The 16,074-nt window shown below is 68.3% G+C and carries 14 protein-coding genes; 5 read left to right on the forward strand and 9 right to left on the reverse strand.

Translation table 11 applies throughout. From position 1 onward, the window contains the following. Positions 1 to 25 precede the first annotated feature (25 nt). The 3 genes from dnaK to pabB all read left to right on the forward strand — a co-directional run bounded on the left by dnaK (position 26) and on the right by pabB (position 5,451). Positions 26 to 1,972: a molecular chaperone DnaK gene (dnaK, locus tag C7416_RS12340; protein ID WP_111519214.1), complete on the forward strand. Its 1,947-nt coding sequence runs from the start codon at positions 26 to 28 to the stop codon at positions 1,970 to 1,972. Positions 1,973 to 2,143: 171 nt separating this feature from the next. Further along, positions 2,144 to 3,280 carry a molecular chaperone DnaJ gene (gene dnaJ, locus C7416_RS12345; RefSeq protein WP_111519215.1) on the forward strand — a complete coding sequence of 379 codons (1,137 nt, stop codon included), beginning with the start codon at positions 2,144 to 2,146 and terminating at the stop codon, positions 3,278 to 3,280. 221 nt (positions 3,281 to 3,501) lie between these two features. After that, positions 3,502 to 5,451: an aminodeoxychorismate synthase component I gene (gene pabB, locus C7416_RS12355; protein WP_111519217.1), complete on the forward strand. Its 1,950-nt coding sequence runs from the start codon at positions 3,502 to 3,504 to the stop codon at positions 5,449 to 5,451. Here the strand turns inward: pabB and C7416_RS12360 are convergent, their stop codons facing one another. From C7416_RS12360 to C7416_RS12400, 9 genes are all read right to left on the reverse strand, one after another. Then, positions 5,452 to 6,150: an ATP-binding cassette domain-containing protein gene (locus tag C7416_RS12360; RefSeq protein WP_111519218.1), complete on the reverse strand. Its 699-nt coding sequence runs from the start codon at positions 6,148 to 6,150 to the stop codon at positions 5,452 to 5,454. After that, positions 6,147 to 6,845 (reverse strand): ABC transporter permease, encoded by a 699-nt coding sequence (locus C7416_RS12365; RefSeq protein ID WP_111519219.1) that lies wholly within the window; start codon positions 6,843 to 6,845, stop codon positions 6,147 to 6,149. The genes C7416_RS12360 and C7416_RS12365 overlap by 4 nt, the downstream gene beginning before the upstream one ends. A gap of 4 nt (positions 6,846 to 6,849) precedes the next feature. After that, on the reverse strand, positions 6,850 to 7,671 hold the full coding sequence (gene panB / locus C7416_RS12370) for a 3-methyl-2-oxobutanoate hydroxymethyltransferase (RefSeq protein ID WP_062801660.1): 822 nt from the start codon (positions 7,669 to 7,671) through the stop codon (positions 6,850 to 6,852). A gap of 102 nt (positions 7,672 to 7,773) precedes the next feature. Beyond that, the gene (locus C7416_RS12375) at positions 7,774 to 8,415 is read right to left on the reverse strand and encodes a deoxynucleoside kinase (RefSeq protein WP_111519220.1); all 642 of its coding nucleotides are present in this window, start codon (positions 8,413 to 8,415) and stop codon (positions 7,774 to 7,776) included. 56 nt (positions 8,416 to 8,471) lie between these two features. Beyond that, positions 8,472 to 9,011 (reverse strand): 2-amino-4-hydroxy-6-hydroxymethyldihydropteridine diphosphokinase, encoded by a 540-nt coding sequence (gene folK, locus C7416_RS12380; protein ID WP_111519221.1) that lies wholly within the window; start codon positions 9,009 to 9,011, stop codon positions 8,472 to 8,474. Continuing rightward, the gene (gene pcnB / locus C7416_RS12385; protein ID WP_111519222.1) at positions 9,012 to 10,541 is read right to left on the reverse strand and encodes a polynucleotide adenylyltransferase PcnB; all 1,530 of its coding nucleotides are present in this window, start codon (positions 10,539 to 10,541) and stop codon (positions 9,012 to 9,014) included. A gap of 1 nt (position 10,542) precedes the next feature. Beyond that, positions 10,543 to 11,217: a histidinol-phosphatase gene (locus C7416_RS12390; protein ID WP_062801656.1), complete on the reverse strand. Its 675-nt coding sequence runs from the start codon at positions 11,215 to 11,217 to the stop codon at positions 10,543 to 10,545. A 63-nt stretch (positions 11,218 to 11,280) separates the two neighbouring features. Beyond that, complete coding sequence (gene hda, locus C7416_RS12395; RefSeq protein WP_012353781.1) at positions 11,281 to 11,988, reverse strand: DnaA regulatory inactivator Hda; 708 nt, start codon at positions 11,986 to 11,988, stop codon at positions 11,281 to 11,283. Between the two features lie 73 nt (positions 11,989 to 12,061). Further along, on the reverse strand, positions 12,062 to 13,132 hold the full coding sequence (locus C7416_RS12400; protein WP_111519223.1) for an AI-2E family transporter: 1,071 nt from the start codon (positions 13,130 to 13,132) through the stop codon (positions 12,062 to 12,064). Positions 13,133 to 13,323: 191 nt separating this feature from the next. On the opposite strand from C7416_RS12400, the gene purM reads away from it, so the two are divergent. Together purM and C7416_RS12410 are read left to right on the forward strand one after the other, a co-directional pair. After that, positions 13,324 to 14,376, forward strand: a complete 1,053-nt coding sequence (purM, locus tag C7416_RS12405) for a phosphoribosylformylglycinamidine cyclo-ligase (protein ID WP_062801653.1) — start codon at positions 13,324 to 13,326, stop codon at positions 14,374 to 14,376. 328 nt (positions 14,377 to 14,704) lie between these two features. Then, positions 14,705 to 16,033, forward strand: a complete 1,329-nt coding sequence (locus C7416_RS12410) for an MFS transporter (RefSeq protein ID WP_062801652.1) — start codon at positions 14,705 to 14,707, stop codon at positions 16,031 to 16,033. Positions 16,034 to 16,074: the final 41 nt, after the last annotated feature.

The following is a 16,074-nucleotide window of genomic DNA, read 5'->3' on the forward strand; positions in this document are numbered from 1 at the left end:
AGCGCTGGCTCAAGAGGAGAGAATAATGGGTAAGATCATCGGTATCGACCTCGGTACCACCAACAGCTGCGTCGCGATCCTGGAAGGCAACACGCCCAAGGTCATCGAGAATTCCGAGGGTGCCCGCACCACCCCGTCGATCATCGCCTACATGGAAGACGGCGAGATCCTGGTCGGCGCGCCCGCCAAGCGCCAGGCCGTGACCAACCCGCGTAACACGCTGTACGCGGTCAAGCGCCTGATCGGCCGCAAGTTCGAAGAGAAGGAAGTCCAGAAGGATATCGGCCTGATGCCGTACGCCATCGTCAAGGCCGACAACGGCGACGCATGGGTGTCGGTGCGCGACCAGAAGCTGGCGCCGCCGCAGGTCTCGGCCGAAGTGCTGCGCAAGATGAAGAAGACCGCCGAGGACTACCTCGGCGAGCCGGTGACCGAAGCCGTGATCACCGTGCCGGCCTACTTCAACGACTCGCAGCGCCAGGCGACCAAGGACGCCGGCCGCATTGCCGGCCTGGACGTCAAGCGCATCATCAACGAGCCGACCGCGGCCGCGCTGGCCTTCGGCCTGGACAAGAACGAGAAGGGCGACCGCAAGATCGCCGTGTATGACCTCGGCGGCGGCACCTTCGACATCTCGATCATCGAGATCGCGGACGTTGACGGCGAGAAGCAGTTCGAAGTGCTGTCGACCAACGGCGACACCTTCCTGGGCGGCGAAGACTTCGACCAGCGCATCATCGACTACATCATCGGCGAGTTCAAGAAGGACCAGGGCGTCGACCTGTCCAAGGACGTGCTCGCGCTGCAGCGCCTGAAGGAAGCCGCCGAAAAGGCCAAGATCGAGCTGTCGAGCTCGCAGCAGACCGAGATCAACCTGCCGTACATCACGGCCGATGCCTCGGGTCCGAAGCACCTGAACCTGAAGATGACCCGCGCCAAGCTGGAATCGCTGGTCGAAGAGCTGATCACCCGCACCATCGAGCCGTGCCGCACCGCGATCAAGGATGCGGGCGTCAAGGTCAGCGACATCGACGACGTGATCCTGGTCGGCGGCATGACCCGCATGCCCAAGGTGCAGGAGCAGGTCAAAGAGTTCTTCGGCAAGGAAGCGCGCAAGGACGTGAACCCGGACGAAGCCGTGGCCGTCGGTGCCGCGATCCAGGGCTCGGTGCTGTCGGGCGACCGCAAGGACGTGCTGCTGCTGGACGTGACGCCGCTGTCGCTGGGGATCGAGACCCTGGGCGGCGTGATGACCAAGATGATCACCAAGAACACCACCATCCCGACCAAGCATGCGCAGGTGTTCTCGACCGCCGACGACAACCAGCCGGCCGTGACCATCAAGGTGTACCAGGGCGAGCGCGAGATGGCCACCGGCAACAAGCTGCTGGGCGAGTTCAACCTCGAGGGCATTCCGCCGGCACCGCGCGGCACGCCGCAGATCGAGGTCTCGTTCGACATCGACGCCAACGGCATCCTGCACGTGGGCGCCAAGGACAAGGCCAGCGGCAAGGAAAACCGGATCACCATCAAGGCCAACTCGGGCCTGTCGGAAGACGAGATCCAGCGCATGGTCAAGGATGCCGAGGCCAACGCCGAGGAAGACAAGAAGGCCCGCGAGCTGGCTGATGCCCGCAACCAGGCCGACGCGCTGATCCACTCGACCAAGAAGGCGCTGACCGAGTACGGCGACAAGCTGGACGCGGGCGAGAAGGAAAAGATCGAGGCCGCGATCAAGGAACTGGAAGACGCCGCACGCGGCGGCGACAAGACCGAGATCGACGCCAAGGTCAGCGCGCTGTCCGAAGTCAGCCAGAAGCTGGGCGAGAAGGTCTACGCCGACATGCAGGCCAAGGCCGGCGAAGGCGCCGCGGCCGGTGCCGCGGGTGCTGCCGGCGGCCAGCAGCAGGCCCAGCCGCAGGACGACAACGTTGTGGACGCCGAATTCAAGGAAGTCAACGACAAGAAGTAATCGGGATACGCGGGCGGCGGTGCAGGCACTGGCCGGCGCCGCTCCCGCCCCGACGCCGGGCGACGGCCATCAGACCTGCGGGAAACCGCCGTCGGATGCCGCGCTCGGCTTTTTTGCTATTCGCCGGCCCGTGCCGCTTGCACCCGCCGGCCAATGAGGTAATGAGCCACCATGGCAAAACGTGACTATTACGAAGTGCTCGGGGTAGGCAAGAACGCGAGCGAAGACGAAGTCAAGAAGGCTTATCGCAAGCTCGCGATGAAATACCACCCGGACCGCAATCCGGACAGCAAGGAATCCGAGGAAAAATTCAAGGAGGCCAAGGAGGCCTACGAGATGCTTTCCGACCCGGAGAAGAAGGCCGCGTATGACCAGTACGGCCATGCCGGCGTAGACCCGAACATGGCGGGCGGCTTCGGCGGCGCGCAGGGCTACGGCGGCTTTGCCGAGGCCTTCGGCGATATCTTCGGCGATATCTTCGGCCAGGGCGGCGGCGGCCGGCGCGGTGGCGGCGGCCCGCAGGCCTACCGCGGCGCGGACCTGCGCTACAGCATGGAGATCTCGCTGGAGCAGGCCGCGCACGGCCACGAGGCGCAGATCCGCGTGCCGCACTGGGACGACTGCGACCACTGCCACGGCAATGGCGCCGAGCCCGGCTCGAGCGTGGAAACCTGCCCGACCTGCCACGGCGCCGGCCAGGTGCGCGTGTCGCAGGGCTTCTTCACCATGCAGCAGACCTGCCCGAAGTGCCACGGCAGCGGCAAGTTCATCCCCAAGCCCTGCACCAAGTGCCACGGCCAGGGCAAGCTGAAGTCGCAGAAGACGCTGGAAGTGAAGATCCCGGCCGGCATCGACGAAGGCATGCGCATCCGTTCGTCCGGCAACGGCGAGCCGGGCATCAACGGCGGCCCCCCGGGCGACCTGTACGTGGAAGTCCACATCAAGCCGCACGCGGTGTTCGAGCGCGACGGCGACGACCTGCACTGCCAGATGCCGATCTCGTTCGCCACCGCGGCGCTGGGCGGCGACCTGGAAGTGCCGACGCTGAGCGGCAAGGCCACCTTCCCGGTGCCCGAGGCCACCCAGTCCGGCAAGACCTTCCGGCTGCGCGGCAAGGGCATCAAGGGCGTGCGCTCCGGCTACCCGGGCGACCTCTACGTGCATGTGAACGTCGAGACGCCGGTCAAGCTGACCGAGGCGCAGAAGGAAATGCTGCGCCAGTTCGACCGCTCGGTGCACGAGGGCGGCTCGCGCCACAGCCCGCAGGAAACCTCGTGGCTGGACAAGGTGAAGAGCTTCTTCAGCTGATCCGGCTTGGCGGAATGGAACCGGCCACGTGCAAGCGTGGCCGGTTTTGTTTTTGGCGCATGACGCCGGCGCACCGCGGGTTTGCTCCCCTCTCCCGCCTGCGGGAGAGGGGCCGGGGGAGAGGGCCGGCGCGTCCATCGCCACCATGCCTGCGCCGCGCGATAATGCATGCCTGCGCCCTGTCGGTACGCCGGCAATCCTGTTTTTCCTGACGATTTCCCGTGGTAGCAAGCATCCAGCGTCCCCCCTCTCCCCCAGCCCCTCTCCCGCAAGCGGGAGAGGGGAGTACGCGAGCGGGCGGCGTTGACGCCTACGTCCTGCTCGACGACGCCACCGCACCCGCCGGGCAAGCCGCATCCCGTCTCTACACCGGCTTCGTCCACGAAGACCTCCTGCCGCCCGGCAGCGACATCGCCCGGCTCGACGCCATGCTTGCCGAAGGGTGGCGCCAGGGCTGGCACGCCACCCTGTTCGCGCCCTACGAATTCGGTGGTGCGCTGGTCGATGCGCCGGTGCATACGGACAACGCCATGCCGTTCCATGACGGCGCGCTGCGCCTGCTGTGGTTCCGCGAGGTGCAACGGCTCGATGCCGCGGCGGTGACGGCGTGGCTGCAGTCCCATGCAGAGGTGAAGCCCGCGGGCCTGATGGATATCGCTTCCGATACTTCGCGTGCTGCGTTCGACGACGCCATCGCGCGCATCCACCAGTGGATCGAAGCGGGCGACACCTACCAGGTCAACTACACCCAGCGCCTGCGCTGCGATGCCTTCGGCGATCCGGTGGCGCTGTACGCGGCGCTGCGCGCCGCGCAGCCGGTGCCTTATGGCGTGCTGGCGCGGCTGCCGGATGACGCCATGGTGCTGTCGCTGTCGCCCGAGCTGTTCGTGCGCCACGATGGCCAGGGCCATCTGCTGACCCGGCCGATGAAGGGCACCGCGCCGCGCGCCGGCGATGCCGAGCGCGATGCGCAGGCCGCCGCCGCGCTGGCCGCCGATGCCAAGAACCGGGCCGAGAACGTGATGATCGTCGACCTGCTGCGCAACGACCTGGGCCGCATCGCGCAGCCGGGCAGCGTGGCGGTGCCGGAGCGCTTCGCGGTGCAGCCGTTCGGCGCGGTGCTGCAGATGACCTCGACCGTGACCGCGACGGCGCGGCCCGGCACCGGCTTCGGCGCGCTGATGGTGGCGCTGTTTCCGTGCGGCTCGATCACCGGTGCGCCCAAGCGACGCACCATGGAAATCATCACCGAGCTCGAGCGCGCGCCGCGCGGGCTCTACACCGGCGCAATCGGCTGGATCGAGGCGCCATCCGGCGCGGCCATGGCCGGTCCGTTCGCGCTGTCGGTGGCGATCCGCACGCTGGTGCTGGCGCCGCCCGCGGCCAGCGCGCTGCGCCCCGGCGAGATGGGCGTGGGCGGCGGCATCGTCCATGACAGCGTGGCGGCGGAGGAATTCGCCGAATGCGGCTGGAAGGCGCGCTTCCTGACCCGGCACGATCCCGGCTTCACGCTGTTCGAGACCCTGCGCGTGCAAGACGGTGCGTGCCCGCACCTGGCGCGGCACCTGGCGCGCATCGGGGCGTCGGCGCACGCGTTCGGCTTTGCTTTCGACGCCGACGCCGCGCGCGACGCGGTGGCCGCGCAGGCAGCAAAACTGGGCGCCGGCAGCTGGCGCCTGCGTCTCAGCGTGGACAAGTCCGGCACGCTGTCTTTCGCCAGCAGCGCGCTGGCGCCGTTGCCGGCGGGGCCGGTCGGTGTCGACCTCGCGCCGGATCCGCTACCGCCTGCCGACCCGCTGCGTCGCCACAAGACCAGTGCGCGCGCGGTCTTCGATGCCGGCTGGCAGGCCGCCGAGCGTGCCGGCGGCTTCGACCGGCTGTTCTTCAACACGCGCGGCGAACTGCTCGAGGGCGGGCGCAGCTCGGTGTTCGCGCGCATCGATGGCCGCTGGCTGACGCCGCCGCTGTCGGCCGACATCCTGCCGGGCGTGATGCGGGCGGTGGTGCTGGAGGCGGGCGGCGCGGCGCTGGGGGTGCCGGGCGAGCCGGTCGAAGAAGCGGTGGTCACGCGCGCGATGCTGGCGCGCGCCGAGGCCATCGTGCTGGTCAACGCCTTGCGTGGCGTGTTGCCGGCGCAGTGGATGGCCTGGCGCGATGGTCTAGCGCGATGACTACGGGTGATGGGTGTCGAGCACGCCGTCGCCGAGTTTCCAGCGCACCACGCCCGGCAGGTTGATCAGCTCGCGGTCGTGGCAGATCATCACCACGGTACGGCCTTCGGCGGCGAGATCACCGACCAGCGCGATCACCTGCTCGCGCGCGTGGCCGTCGAGGCTGGAGGTGGGTTCGTCGAGCAGCAGCAGCTCCGGCTCGAGCACCTTGGCACGCGCCAGCGCCACGCGCTGGATTTCGCCGCCGGACAGGTATTCGGGCGCGGTGTCCTGCAGGTGCGAGACCCCGGCCCACCCAAGTGCCTCGCCCACGCGGAGGTCGATGTCATGGCGCGGCAGGCCGCGCGCGCGCAGGCCGTAGGCGATGTTGTCGCGCACCGAGGTGCGGAACAGGTAAGGGTGCTGGTGCAGGTAGGCAATGCGCCGGCGCAGCGCGGGCGGCAACGGTGTCAGCGCCGCGCTGTGGGCGTGGCCGTGCGCATCGGTCCAGTGCGCGACCGCGCCGGGCGCGGGCTCCAGCCCCGCCAGCATGCGCAGCAGCGTGGTCTTGCCGGCGCCGTTCATGCCCGTCATCACGATCGCGGTGGCGCGCGGGATCACCAGCGTGTCGATCGCAAACAGCTTGCGCAGGCCGATGCTTCGCGCCAGCCCGCGCACGATCAGCAGCGGGCCGTGGTCGGCGGCAACGGTCGGTGTCATCGGCGAAAGCCTCCGGCACCCTGCAGCCAGGCCATGCCGATATTGACCAGCAGCGCCAGCGCCACCAGCACCAGGCCCAGCGCAATGCCCTGCGCGAATTCGCCCTTGCTGGTTTCCAGCGCGATGGCCGTGGTGATGGTGCGGGTCGAGCCCTCGATATTGCCGCCGATCATCAGCGCCGAGCCCACTTCGGCAATGACCCGGCCAAAGCCGGCGACCACCGCCGCCATCAGCCCGAAGCGCAGTTCGCGCAGCACCGTGACGAAGGTGCGCCAGCGGCCGGCGCCCAGCACCCAGGCGGTTTCGCGCAGGCGCACGTCGGCACCCTGCAGTGTCGACAGCGCAAAGGCCAGCACCACCGGAAAGCCGATCACGGCCTGCCCCAGCACCATGCCGGCCGGGGTGAACAGCAGGTGCAGGCTGCCCAGCGGACCCTGGCGCGTCAGCAGCAGGTAGAGGATCAGCCCGACCAGCACGGTCGGGAACGACAGGAAGGCCTGCGCCACCACCACCACCGCGCGCCGGCCCGGGAACTGTCGCGTGGCGATCAGCCAGGCCGCGGCGATGGCCGGCACGGTGGCGATGGCCAGCCCCAGCACCGCCACCACCAGCGAAGTCCAGACGATGAACCACAGCCCGGCGTCGCCGCTCGCCAGCAGGCGGAAGGCTTCGGCGGTGGCGCTGCCGATCTCCACCGCGTCAGGCGGAGAAGGTGTGCTCGACGGCGGGGAAGCTGCCGTCCTTGACGGCGGCCACGTAGGCGCGCACCGCGGCCTCGATCGACGGCTGGCCGTCCATGAAGTTGCGCACGAACTTGGCCTTGCGGCCGGGGTAGATGTTGAGCATGTCCTGCAGCACCAGCACCTGGCCCGTGCAGTCGGCGCCGGCGCCGATGCCGATGGTGGGCACCGCCAGCGACTGCGTGATCTCGCCGGCCAGCGCGGCGGGCACCGCTTCCATCAGCACCACCTGGGCACCGGCGGCCTGCAGCGCGAGCGCGTCGCGCCTGAGCTGGGCCGCGCCGGCGTCGGTCTTGCCCTGCACCTTGAAGCCGCCCAGCGCGTGCACCGACTGCGGCGTCAGGCCGATATGCGCGCACACCGGGATGCTGCGCTCGACCAGGAATTTCACGATCGGCGCCAGCCAGTCGCCGCCTTCGAGCTTGACCATCTGCGCGCCCGCCTTCATCAGCGTGACGGCGCTGGCGAACGCGGCTTCCGGGGTCGGATAGGTGCCGAACGGCAGGTCGGTCAGCAGCAGCGCGGTCTGGTTGCCGCGCGCCGCGCATTCGGTGTGATAGGCCATCTGTTCCAGCGTGACCGGCAGCGTGGTCTGCTGGCCCTGCATCACATTGCCCAGCGAGTCGCCCACCAGGATCATCTCGACGCCGCAATAGTCGAGCAGCGCGGCGAAGCTGGAGTCGTACGCGGTCAGCATGGCGATTTTCTCGCCGGCGTCACGCATCGCCTGCAGTTTGGGAATCGTGATGGTCTTGCGGGAGGGATCGAGGAGGTAGCTCATGGCAGTGCCCGTGTAGGACGGCCTTGCCGGTGCCGGGAGGGCTGCCCGCACGGCAACGACAGCCGTCGTTATTGTGTTGTGTCTGGCAGGCGAGGATGCCTGTCAGGGCGCGGCGAGATTGAGAAAGGCCTTGCGGCCGCGCATGTTTTCGATGCGCGACAGTAGTGTACGGAAATCGTCGTCATTGTCCACCGGATTGAAGTGGGCGGTGTCGACCACCAGCACCGGGGCGTCGTCGTAGCGGTGGAACAGTTCGCCATAGGCGCCGGCCAGGCGCTGCAGGTAGTGCTCGTCGATGCCGGCCTCGCCCGGCTCGCCGCGGCGCACGATGCGCTCGCGCAGCAGCGACGGCGTCGCCTGCAGCACGATCACCAGGTCGGCGCGTTGCGGCGGCAGCGCCAGCCGGGCGGCGATGGCGTCGTAGAGGGCCAGTTCATCCCCGGACAGGGTCAGCGCGGCATGCAGGCGGTCTTTGGCGATCAGGAAGTTGCTGACCATGCGCTGGCCCGAGGCGACGCCCGCCTGCCACTGCTGCAGCTGCACCGCGCGCTGGGTCAGGCACCACAGCTGCAGCGCCAGCGCGTGGCGCGCGGGGTCGCGGTAGAACGGCTCGAGGAACGGGCTGCGGCGGGCGTTGTCGGGCAGTTCCTGGGCGTGCAGCGTGCGCGCCAGGCGCTGGGCCAGCGAGGTCTTGCCCGATCCGACGGGGCCTTCGACGACAATGCGGCGCAGGTGATCGAGCATGGCGCTCCGGGCGTCAGTGAGGAGGATGGCAGCGCCGCGGGCGCCGCCGGGCGGGATCAGCCGGGCGTGCCGCCATTGCCAGGTTCGCCGGCGGCGGCCTGCATGCGCAGGCACTTGCAGGTGGAGACCTTCTCGATGCGCTGCGCGCCCACGCCGGCCAGGTAGTCGGCGGCGCGGCCGCGCCCCGGGATCGCCAGCGCGGCGTCCAGCTCCAGCAGCGGCACCAGCGTGAAGGCGCGCTCGGTCAGGCGCGGGTGCGGCACGGTCAGGTGCTCGTGGTCATGCTGTTCGTCGCCGAACAGCAGCAGGTCCAGGTCGAGCGTGCGCGGCGCGTTGCGGAACGGGCGCTCGCGGCCGAACTGGTCTTCGATGTGGTGGCAGATGCGCAGCAGCTGCGATGCGGTGAACGAGGTCTGCACCTTGACCACCGCGTTGTAGTAGTCGTCGCCGCCGGCATCGACCGGCGCGGTGCGATAGAGCGAGGAACGCGCCAGCACCGTGATGCCGACCTGCTGGGCCAGGCACACGATGGCGTCCTTGATGGCCTGGCGGGCATCGCCAAGATTTGCGCCGATGCCGATGAAGGCGAGAGTCATTTACGTTTCCTCCGGCTGGCCGGGGCCGGCATGTGCTGCCTCGCCCGCGTCCGAGTCGCTCCGGGAAGAAACTTTATCCGATTTCCGCGGACCGCGCCGGCGGCGCTTCTTGCGCGCCGGGCCTTCGCCTTCCGCACCCTGCGCGCTACCCTGGCCGCCACCCTGGCCGCGCGCGCTGCGCACGGCGTCGATCAGGTCTTCGCGCTCGTGCGGTTCGGCGTTCTGGAAATCGTTCCACCAGGCGGCCAGCTCTTCCGGCAGCTCGCCGGACTGGCAGCGCAGCACCAGGAAATCGTAGCCGGCGCGGAAGCGCGGCGACTCCAGCAGCCGGAACGGCATGCGGCCCACGCGCTTCTCGAAGCGCGGCTGCATGCCCCAGATATCGCGCATGTCGGTGACGAAGCGGCGCTGGATCGCGAGCTGGCCGGTCTGCTTTTCCAGCACCGTGTCCATGGCCGTGTTGAGCGCGGCGATGGCGTGCTCGCCCTCGTCGCGCAGCTTGTTCCAGCGCTGCAGCACGTGGTGCCACAGCAGCGCGGCGAACAGGAAGCCCGGCGACACCGGCTTGCCGGCCTGCACGCGGCGGTCGGTGTTGTCCAGCGCCAGCTGCACGAAGCGCTGGCCCATGGGCTGCTCCAGCGCCACGTCCAGCAGCGGCAGCAGGCCCTTGTGCAGGCCCGCCTTGCGCAGTTCCTGCAGCGAGGCCCAGGCGTGGCCGGACATCAGCAGCTTGAGCATCTCGTCGAACAGGCGCGCGCTCGGCACGTTGTGGATCAGCTCGGCCAGGCCGGCGATCGGCAGGCGCGTGGCCTCGTCGATGTCGAAGCCGGTCTTGGCGGCGAAGCGCACCACGCGCAGCATCCGCACCGGGTCTTCGCGGTAGCGCGTGGCCGGGTCGCCGATCATGCGCAGCAGGCGCGCGCGGATGTCTTCCATGCCGCGATGGTAGTCATGCACGGTCTGCGCGGCCGGGTCGTAGTACATCGCGTTGATGGTGAAGTCGCGGCGTTCCGCGTCTTCGGCCTGCGAGCCCCACACGTTGTCGCGCAGCACGCGGCCCGAGGCATCGATCGCATGGGTCTTGCTGTCGAGCTCGGCGCGCTTCAGGCGCCGGCCTTCGGGCAGGGTCTCGCTGGCGATGGCGTCGACCAGCGCGCGGAAGGTCGAGACCTCGATGATTTCCTGCTCGCGCCCGCCGTAGAAGGTCACGTGCACGATCTGGAAGCGCCGGCCGATGATGCGCGAGCGCCGGAACAGCGACTGCACCTGCTCGGGCGTGGCGTTGGTGGCGACGTCGAAGTCCTTGGGCTTGATGCCGAGCAGCAGGTCGCGCACGGCGCCGCCGACGATATAGGCCTGGTAGCCGGCCTGCTGCAGCGTCGAGGTGACCTTGACGGCATTGCGCGACAGCAGCGTGGGGTCGATCCGGTGTTCGTCGACGTTGACGATGCGCGGCGTATGGGCGCGGCCGGTACGGCGCTGCTTGGGGCCGGGTTTGCCCAGCAGCCGGGTAATGAGCTTCTTGATCACGTCAGAACAGATCCATGATGCGCCAGCCGGCCGCGGCGGCGTGGTGGCGCAGGCGATCGTCCGGGTTGGTGGCGATCGGCTCGGAGACCTTTTCCAGCAGGGGCAGGTCGTTGGCCGAGTCGCTGTAGAAGGTGGTGGTCTCGAAATTGTCCCAGCCCGCGCCCTGGGCCTTGAGCCAGGCCTCGACGCGGGTGATCTTGCCTTCGCGGAAGCTGGGCACGCCGAAGACCTCGCCGGTGAACTGGCTCTCGGGCTTGCCGTCGACGGTGGCCGGCTCGGTCGCGATCAGGTGCTTGATGCCGAAGGCGGCGGCGATCGGTGCGGTGACGAAGCTGTTGGTGGCGGTGACCACGGCGCACAGGTCGCCGGCCTCGAGGTGCTTGTAGACCAGCGCGCGCGCCTGCGGCGTGATCACCGGGTCGATCACCTCGTGCATGAAGCGCACCCGCATGGCATCGAGCCGGTCGCGGGGGTTGGCCGCCAGCGGCGCCAGCGCAAAACGCAGGAAGGCCTGGATATCGAGCGTGCCGGCCTTGTAGTGGCCGTAGAACTCGTCGTTCTTCTGCCGGTAGATTACCTCGTCGACGACGCCCAGGCGGACCAGGAAGCGGCCCCATTCATGGTCGCTGTCGGTCGGGATCAGGGTGTGGTCGAGGTCAAAGAGTGCCAGATTCATGGGCGGCGATTTTACCTGAAGGCAGGATGGGGGTAGGGGAGCATGCGGTGCCGGGGCGGTCGCCTAATCCCGGAATTCGGCGAACATCTCGCGCAGCAGCGGCAGCGTGACCGGCCGCTTGCGCTCGAGCGAATAGGTGTCGAGCGCGTCCAGCAGCGCCATCAGGCTGGGCATGTCGCGGTAATGCCGCGTCACCAGCCAGTGCGTGATCTCGGGCGACAGCTGCAGGCCGCGCTCGCGTGCCGCATGCAGCACGGCGGCCTTCTTGTCGTCGTCGGACAGGGGCGCGACCTGGTACACCAGGCCCCAGCCCAGCCGGGTGCGCAGGTCTTCGCGCACCGGCATCGCGCGCGGCGCCAGGCCGCCCGCCACCACCAGCGCGGTGCGTCCGTGCGCGCGCACCTCGTTGTAGAGCGAGAACACCGCAATCTGGCGCGCTTCGTCGAGCAGCTCGACGTCATCGACGGTATAGAGCTGGCACCAGGGGTCGAACAGGAAATCGGACAGCGGGTGGTGCGGGCTCAGGTAGCGGCAGCGGATGCCGTGTTGCGGCCCGGCCTCGCACACCGCGTGCAGCAGGTGGGTGCGGCCGCAACCGACCTCGCCCCACAGGTAGATCAGGCGATCGCTGGCATGCTCCTGCGCCAGCGCGGGCGGCAGCTCGCGCAGCCGCTGCACCGCCTCGCGGTTGGACGCCACCACGAAATTCTCGAAGGTCGAAGGCGGCGGGCTGCCCAGCTCGAGCGACAGTTGCTTGGGACGCGGGGACATGACGTATGGCTAACTTCGGCTAGATTCGTGGAGCGGATGGCGGACAGCGGGTAGCGGACAGGGGCAGCAGCCGTTATTTTCGATAGAGATCGCTGGCCAGGTAAACCCGCCGCAGCTGGCGCGCCCCCACCAGCAGCACGGCGCAGGTCGGCAGCGCCAGCAGCACGCCGAAGAAGCCGAACAGCTGGCCGAAGGCGAGCAGCGCGAAGATCACCACCAGCGGGTGCAGGCCGATGCGTTCGCCCACCAGCCTGGGGGTCAGGTAGAAGCTCTCGATGAACTGGCCGAAGCCGTAGACCACCGCCACCGCGGCCAGCCCGTACCAGTTGCCGAACTGCAGCAGCGCGGCCAGGATCGCCATCACCAGGCCGACGCCGAAGCCAATATACGGGATAAACACCGCCAGCCCGGTGAAGACCCCGACCGGCACGCCGATATCGAAGCCGGCGATGGTCAGCCCGATCGAGTAGATCGCCGCCAGGATCACCATCACCAGGATCTGGCCGCGCAGGTACTGCGACAGCAGCGCGTCGGTCTCGTTGGTCAGCTCGCGCACCTTGGGCACCCAGCGGCGCGGCACCACGCCCTCGATGCGGCGCATCACCATGTGCCAGTCCATCATCAGGTAGAACATGACGATGGGCACGATGAAGACGATGCCCGCCACCGCGATCAGCGCCGAACCCGACATCTTGACGTAGTTCAGCAGCACCACCAGCAGGTCTTCCGGGCTGGCGGCGAAGCGGTCCGACATCATGTTGCGCAGGCCGGGGAAGTCGAAGCGCACGCGCACGCCGAACTCGGCCAGCCGCGGCGACACCACCGAGTTGAGTTTCTTCAGCAGGATCGGCAGTTGCTCGCGCACCTGCGGGATCTCGCGCTGGAGCACCGCGATCAGCAGCAGCACCAGCATCACGCAGACCACCGTCAGCAGCAGGATCATCAGCGTCACGCCGATCGCGCGCGGCACGCGGCGGCGCTGCAGCCAGTCGACGCCGGGGTTGAGGATATAGGCGAAGATGAATGCGAACAGGAACGGGGTCAGCACCGGCGCCAGCGCGATAATGGCGGCGAACAGCGCCATGGCCACGACGATCCACAGCAGGATGCGCTTGGCCTCTTGGTTCAACAGCGGGGCATTCATCAAGGGTTGCAGGAGGGCGGCAGCGCGGTTTGCGGCGCGATCTCGCCGGAAACTGGAAGCGGGGGGCCTCTATCCGTTAAAATTGCGATTCTACTGGACTCGCGCCCGCCTTCCGATGCCACGCGACGGAAGCGACGGTGGCCCGAGGGCCGAATTCCTCACTTTATTTCCTCCAGGACAAGCAGGTTCCCATGAGCGCATCCCCGACCGCCGGCCAGGCAGGCCTTTCCTACCGCGACGCCGGTGTTGACATCGATGCCGGCGACGCGCTGGTCGACCGCATCAAGCCGTTTGCCAAGCGCACCATGCGCGAGGGCGTGATGGCGGGCATCGGCGGGTTCGGTGCGCTGTTCGAGCTGTCGAAGAAGTTCCAGGAGCCGGTGCTGGTGTCGGGCACCGATGGCGTGGGCACCAAGCTCAAGCTGGCGTTCCAGCTGAACCGCCATGACACCGTCGGCCAGGACCTGGTCGCCATGAGCGTCAACGATATCCTGGTGCAGGGCGCCGAGCCGCTGTTCTTCCTCGACTACTTCGCCTGCGGCAAGCTCGACGTCGACACCGCCGCCACCGTGATCCAGGGCATCGCCCGCGGTTGCGAACTGGCCGGCTGCGCGCTGATCGGCGGCGAGACCGCCGAAATGCCGAGCATGTACCCGGACGGCGAATACGACCTGGCCGGCTTCGCCGTCGGCGCGGTCGAGAAGAAGAAGATCATCGACGGCAGCACCATCGCCCCGGGCGACGTGGTGCTGGGCCTGGCCTCGTCGGGCGCGCATTCCAACGGCTACTCGCTGGTGCGCAAGATCATCGAGGTGGCCAAGCCGGACCTGAACGCCGACTTCCACGGCCAGCGCCTGCAGGACGCGATCATGGCGCCGACGCGGATCTACGTGAAGCCGCTGCTGTCGCTGATCGAGACGCTTCCGGTCAAGGGCATGGCCCACATCACCGGCGGCGGCCTGACCGAGAACGTGCCGCGCGTGCTGGCGCAGGATGTCACCGCGGTGCTGCATCGCGATGCCTGGACGCTGCCGCCGCTGTTCCAGTGGCTGCAGGCGCAGGGCCGCGTCGCTGACGATGAAATGCACCGCGTCTTCAACTGCGGCATCGGCATGGTCGTGATCGTCGCCAAGGAAGACGCCGAACGTGCCATCCGCCACCTGCAAGCCGCCGGCGAAGCCGTGTGGCAGATCGGTGAGATCCGCGAGCGGGCCGAGGGCGAGGCCCAGACCATCGTGATCTGACGCGGCCTCAGCGTTCCCCAAAAAAAACGGCGCATGCCTTCGGGCATGCGCCGTTTTTTTATCTCTGCCGCCTGCTAGGTGTTTACCCCATGTCAGTGTCGGGGAGGCAGGCCATTTTGCGAACCATGCCGCATTCGTGCATTGCACGAAAACCCAGCATGCATATGCACCATTTCTGACAAACAATATTTAGCTTGATTGTATGGCGGTTTATGGCCTAATGTACTGAGCAAAGGCGAGGCACATGCATGCCTCGTCGGAGACAACCCGGCGCGACGCCAGCGAACGGCGCGCACCGGACCGGCCAGGGACCATTGGAGGATCCACCATGCAAGCAGTCAGCATCGACGCCGCGGACAACGGCGCGTCGGCCAAGAAACAGTCAGTCGCGCGCGTTGCCGGGGCCAGCCTGGCCGGCACCACGCTCGAGTTCTACGACCACTTCATCTACGGATCGGCCGCCGCGCTGGTCTTCCCCAAGTTGTTCTTCCCGCAGAGCGATCCGCTGACGGCGACGCTGCTGTCCTTCGCCAGCTACGGCGTGGCGTTCGTGGCGCGGCCGCTCGGTGCGGCGATCTTTGGCCACTACGGCGACAAGATGGGCCGCAAGTCGATCCTGATCATCACGCTGCTGATGATGGGCCTGGCCACCTTCGGCATCGGCCTGCTGCCGACCTATGCCACCGCCGGCGCGCTGGCGCCGCTGCTGCTGGTGCTGCTGCGCGTGGTGCAGGGCCTGGCGCTGGGCGGCGAGTGGGGCGGGGCGGCGATCATGGTCAACGAGCTCGATCCCGAAGGGAAACGGCGCGGCATCCTTGGCAGCCTGGTGCAGCTGGCGGCGCCGATCGGGCTATTGCTGGCCAACGGCATCTTCGCGCTGGTGACCTGGCAGGTATCGGAAGAAGCCTTCCTCAGCTGGGGCTGGCGCGTGCCGTTCCTGCTGTCGGCGCTGCTGGTGGGCGTCGGGCTGTATATCCGTTCCAACGTGCGCGAATCCGGCATGTTCGAGAAGCTGGAGGAATCGCATGCCGAAGCGCGCGCGCCCATCATGGAAGTGCTGCGCAACTACAAGAAGCAGCTGCTGATCGCATTCGGCGCGCGGTTGGGCGGCGACATCGCCTTCTACGTGTTCACGCTGTTCCTGCTGTATTTCGTACCGACCAAGCTCGGCCTGCCCAAGAGCATCGCGCTCAATGCCGTGCTGCTGGGCGCGGTGGCGCAGATCCTGTTCATCCCGATCGCCGGCCTGCTGGCGGACCGCATCGGCCGTCGCCCGGTGCTGATGATCGGCGGCATCGGCGGCGCGGTGTGGGCGTTCGTGTTCTTCGCCATGGTCAAGACCGGCAGCCCGGCGCTGATCATGCTGGCCTCGTTCGTCGGCATGGTGCTGGTGTCGTTCATGTTCTCGCCGCTGGCGTCGTTCCTGCCCGAGCTGTTCGCCACCCGGGTGCGCGTGACCGGCGCCTCGCTGGGCTTCCAGTTTGCCGGCGTGTTCGGCGGCGCGCTGGCCCCGCTGATCGCCGTGGGCCTGCTCGACCGCTTCGGCAACACCATGCCGGTGGCGCTCTACCTGGCGGCGGTGTGCGCGCTGATCGCGGTGGCGGCGTTCGCGGCGCGTGAAACCGCGCGCATGCACCTGGCCGACGCCGACCGCTGAAGCGCGGCCGCTCTCTCCTAGTCCTCACAACCAGACCGTAC

This window comes from Cupriavidus phytorum, assembly GCF_003254285.1.
Classification (GTDB): domain Bacteria; phylum Pseudomonadota; class Gammaproteobacteria; order Burkholderiales; family Burkholderiaceae; genus Cupriavidus; species Cupriavidus phytorum.

What these genes read in the sequence shown, in the direction of transcription:
- hda (WP_012353781.1), bottom strand. Translation starts at nt 11,988, where the DNA reads ATGTCCCCGCGTCCCAAGCAACTGTCGCTCGAGCTGGGCAGCCCGCCG.
- C7416_RS12410 (WP_062801652.1), top strand. Translation starts at nt 14,705, where the DNA reads ATGCAAGCAGTCAGCATCGACGCCGCGGACAACGGCGCGTCGGCCAAG.
- folK (WP_111519221.1), bottom strand. Translation starts at nt 9,011, where the DNA reads ATGACTCTCGCCTTCATCGGCATCGGCGCAAATCTTGGCGATGCCCGC.
- C7416_RS12390 (WP_062801656.1), bottom strand. Translation starts at nt 11,217, where the DNA reads ATGAATCTGGCACTCTTTGACCTCGACCACACCCTGATCCCGACCGAC.
- dnaK (WP_111519214.1), top strand. Translation starts at nt 26, where the DNA reads ATGGGTAAGATCATCGGTATCGACCTCGGTACCACCAACAGCTGCGTC.
- purM (WP_062801653.1), top strand. Translation starts at nt 13,324, where the DNA reads ATGAGCGCATCCCCGACCGCCGGCCAGGCAGGCCTTTCCTACCGCGAC.
- dnaJ (WP_111519215.1), top strand. Translation starts at nt 2,144, where the DNA reads ATGGCAAAACGTGACTATTACGAAGTGCTCGGGGTAGGCAAGAACGCG.
- C7416_RS12400 (WP_111519223.1), bottom strand. Translation starts at nt 13,132, where the DNA reads ATGAATGCCCCGCTGTTGAACCAAGAGGCCAAGCGCATCCTGCTGTGG.
- panB (WP_062801660.1), bottom strand. Translation starts at nt 7,671, where the DNA reads ATGAGCTACCTCCTCGATCCCTCCCGCAAGACCATCACGATTCCCAAA.
- C7416_RS12375 (WP_111519220.1), bottom strand. Translation starts at nt 8,415, where the DNA reads ATGCTCGATCACCTGCGCCGCATTGTCGTCGAAGGCCCCGTCGGATCG.
- C7416_RS12360 (WP_111519218.1), bottom strand. Translation starts at nt 6,150, where the DNA reads ATGACACCGACCGTTGCCGCCGACCACGGCCCGCTGCTGATCGTGCGC.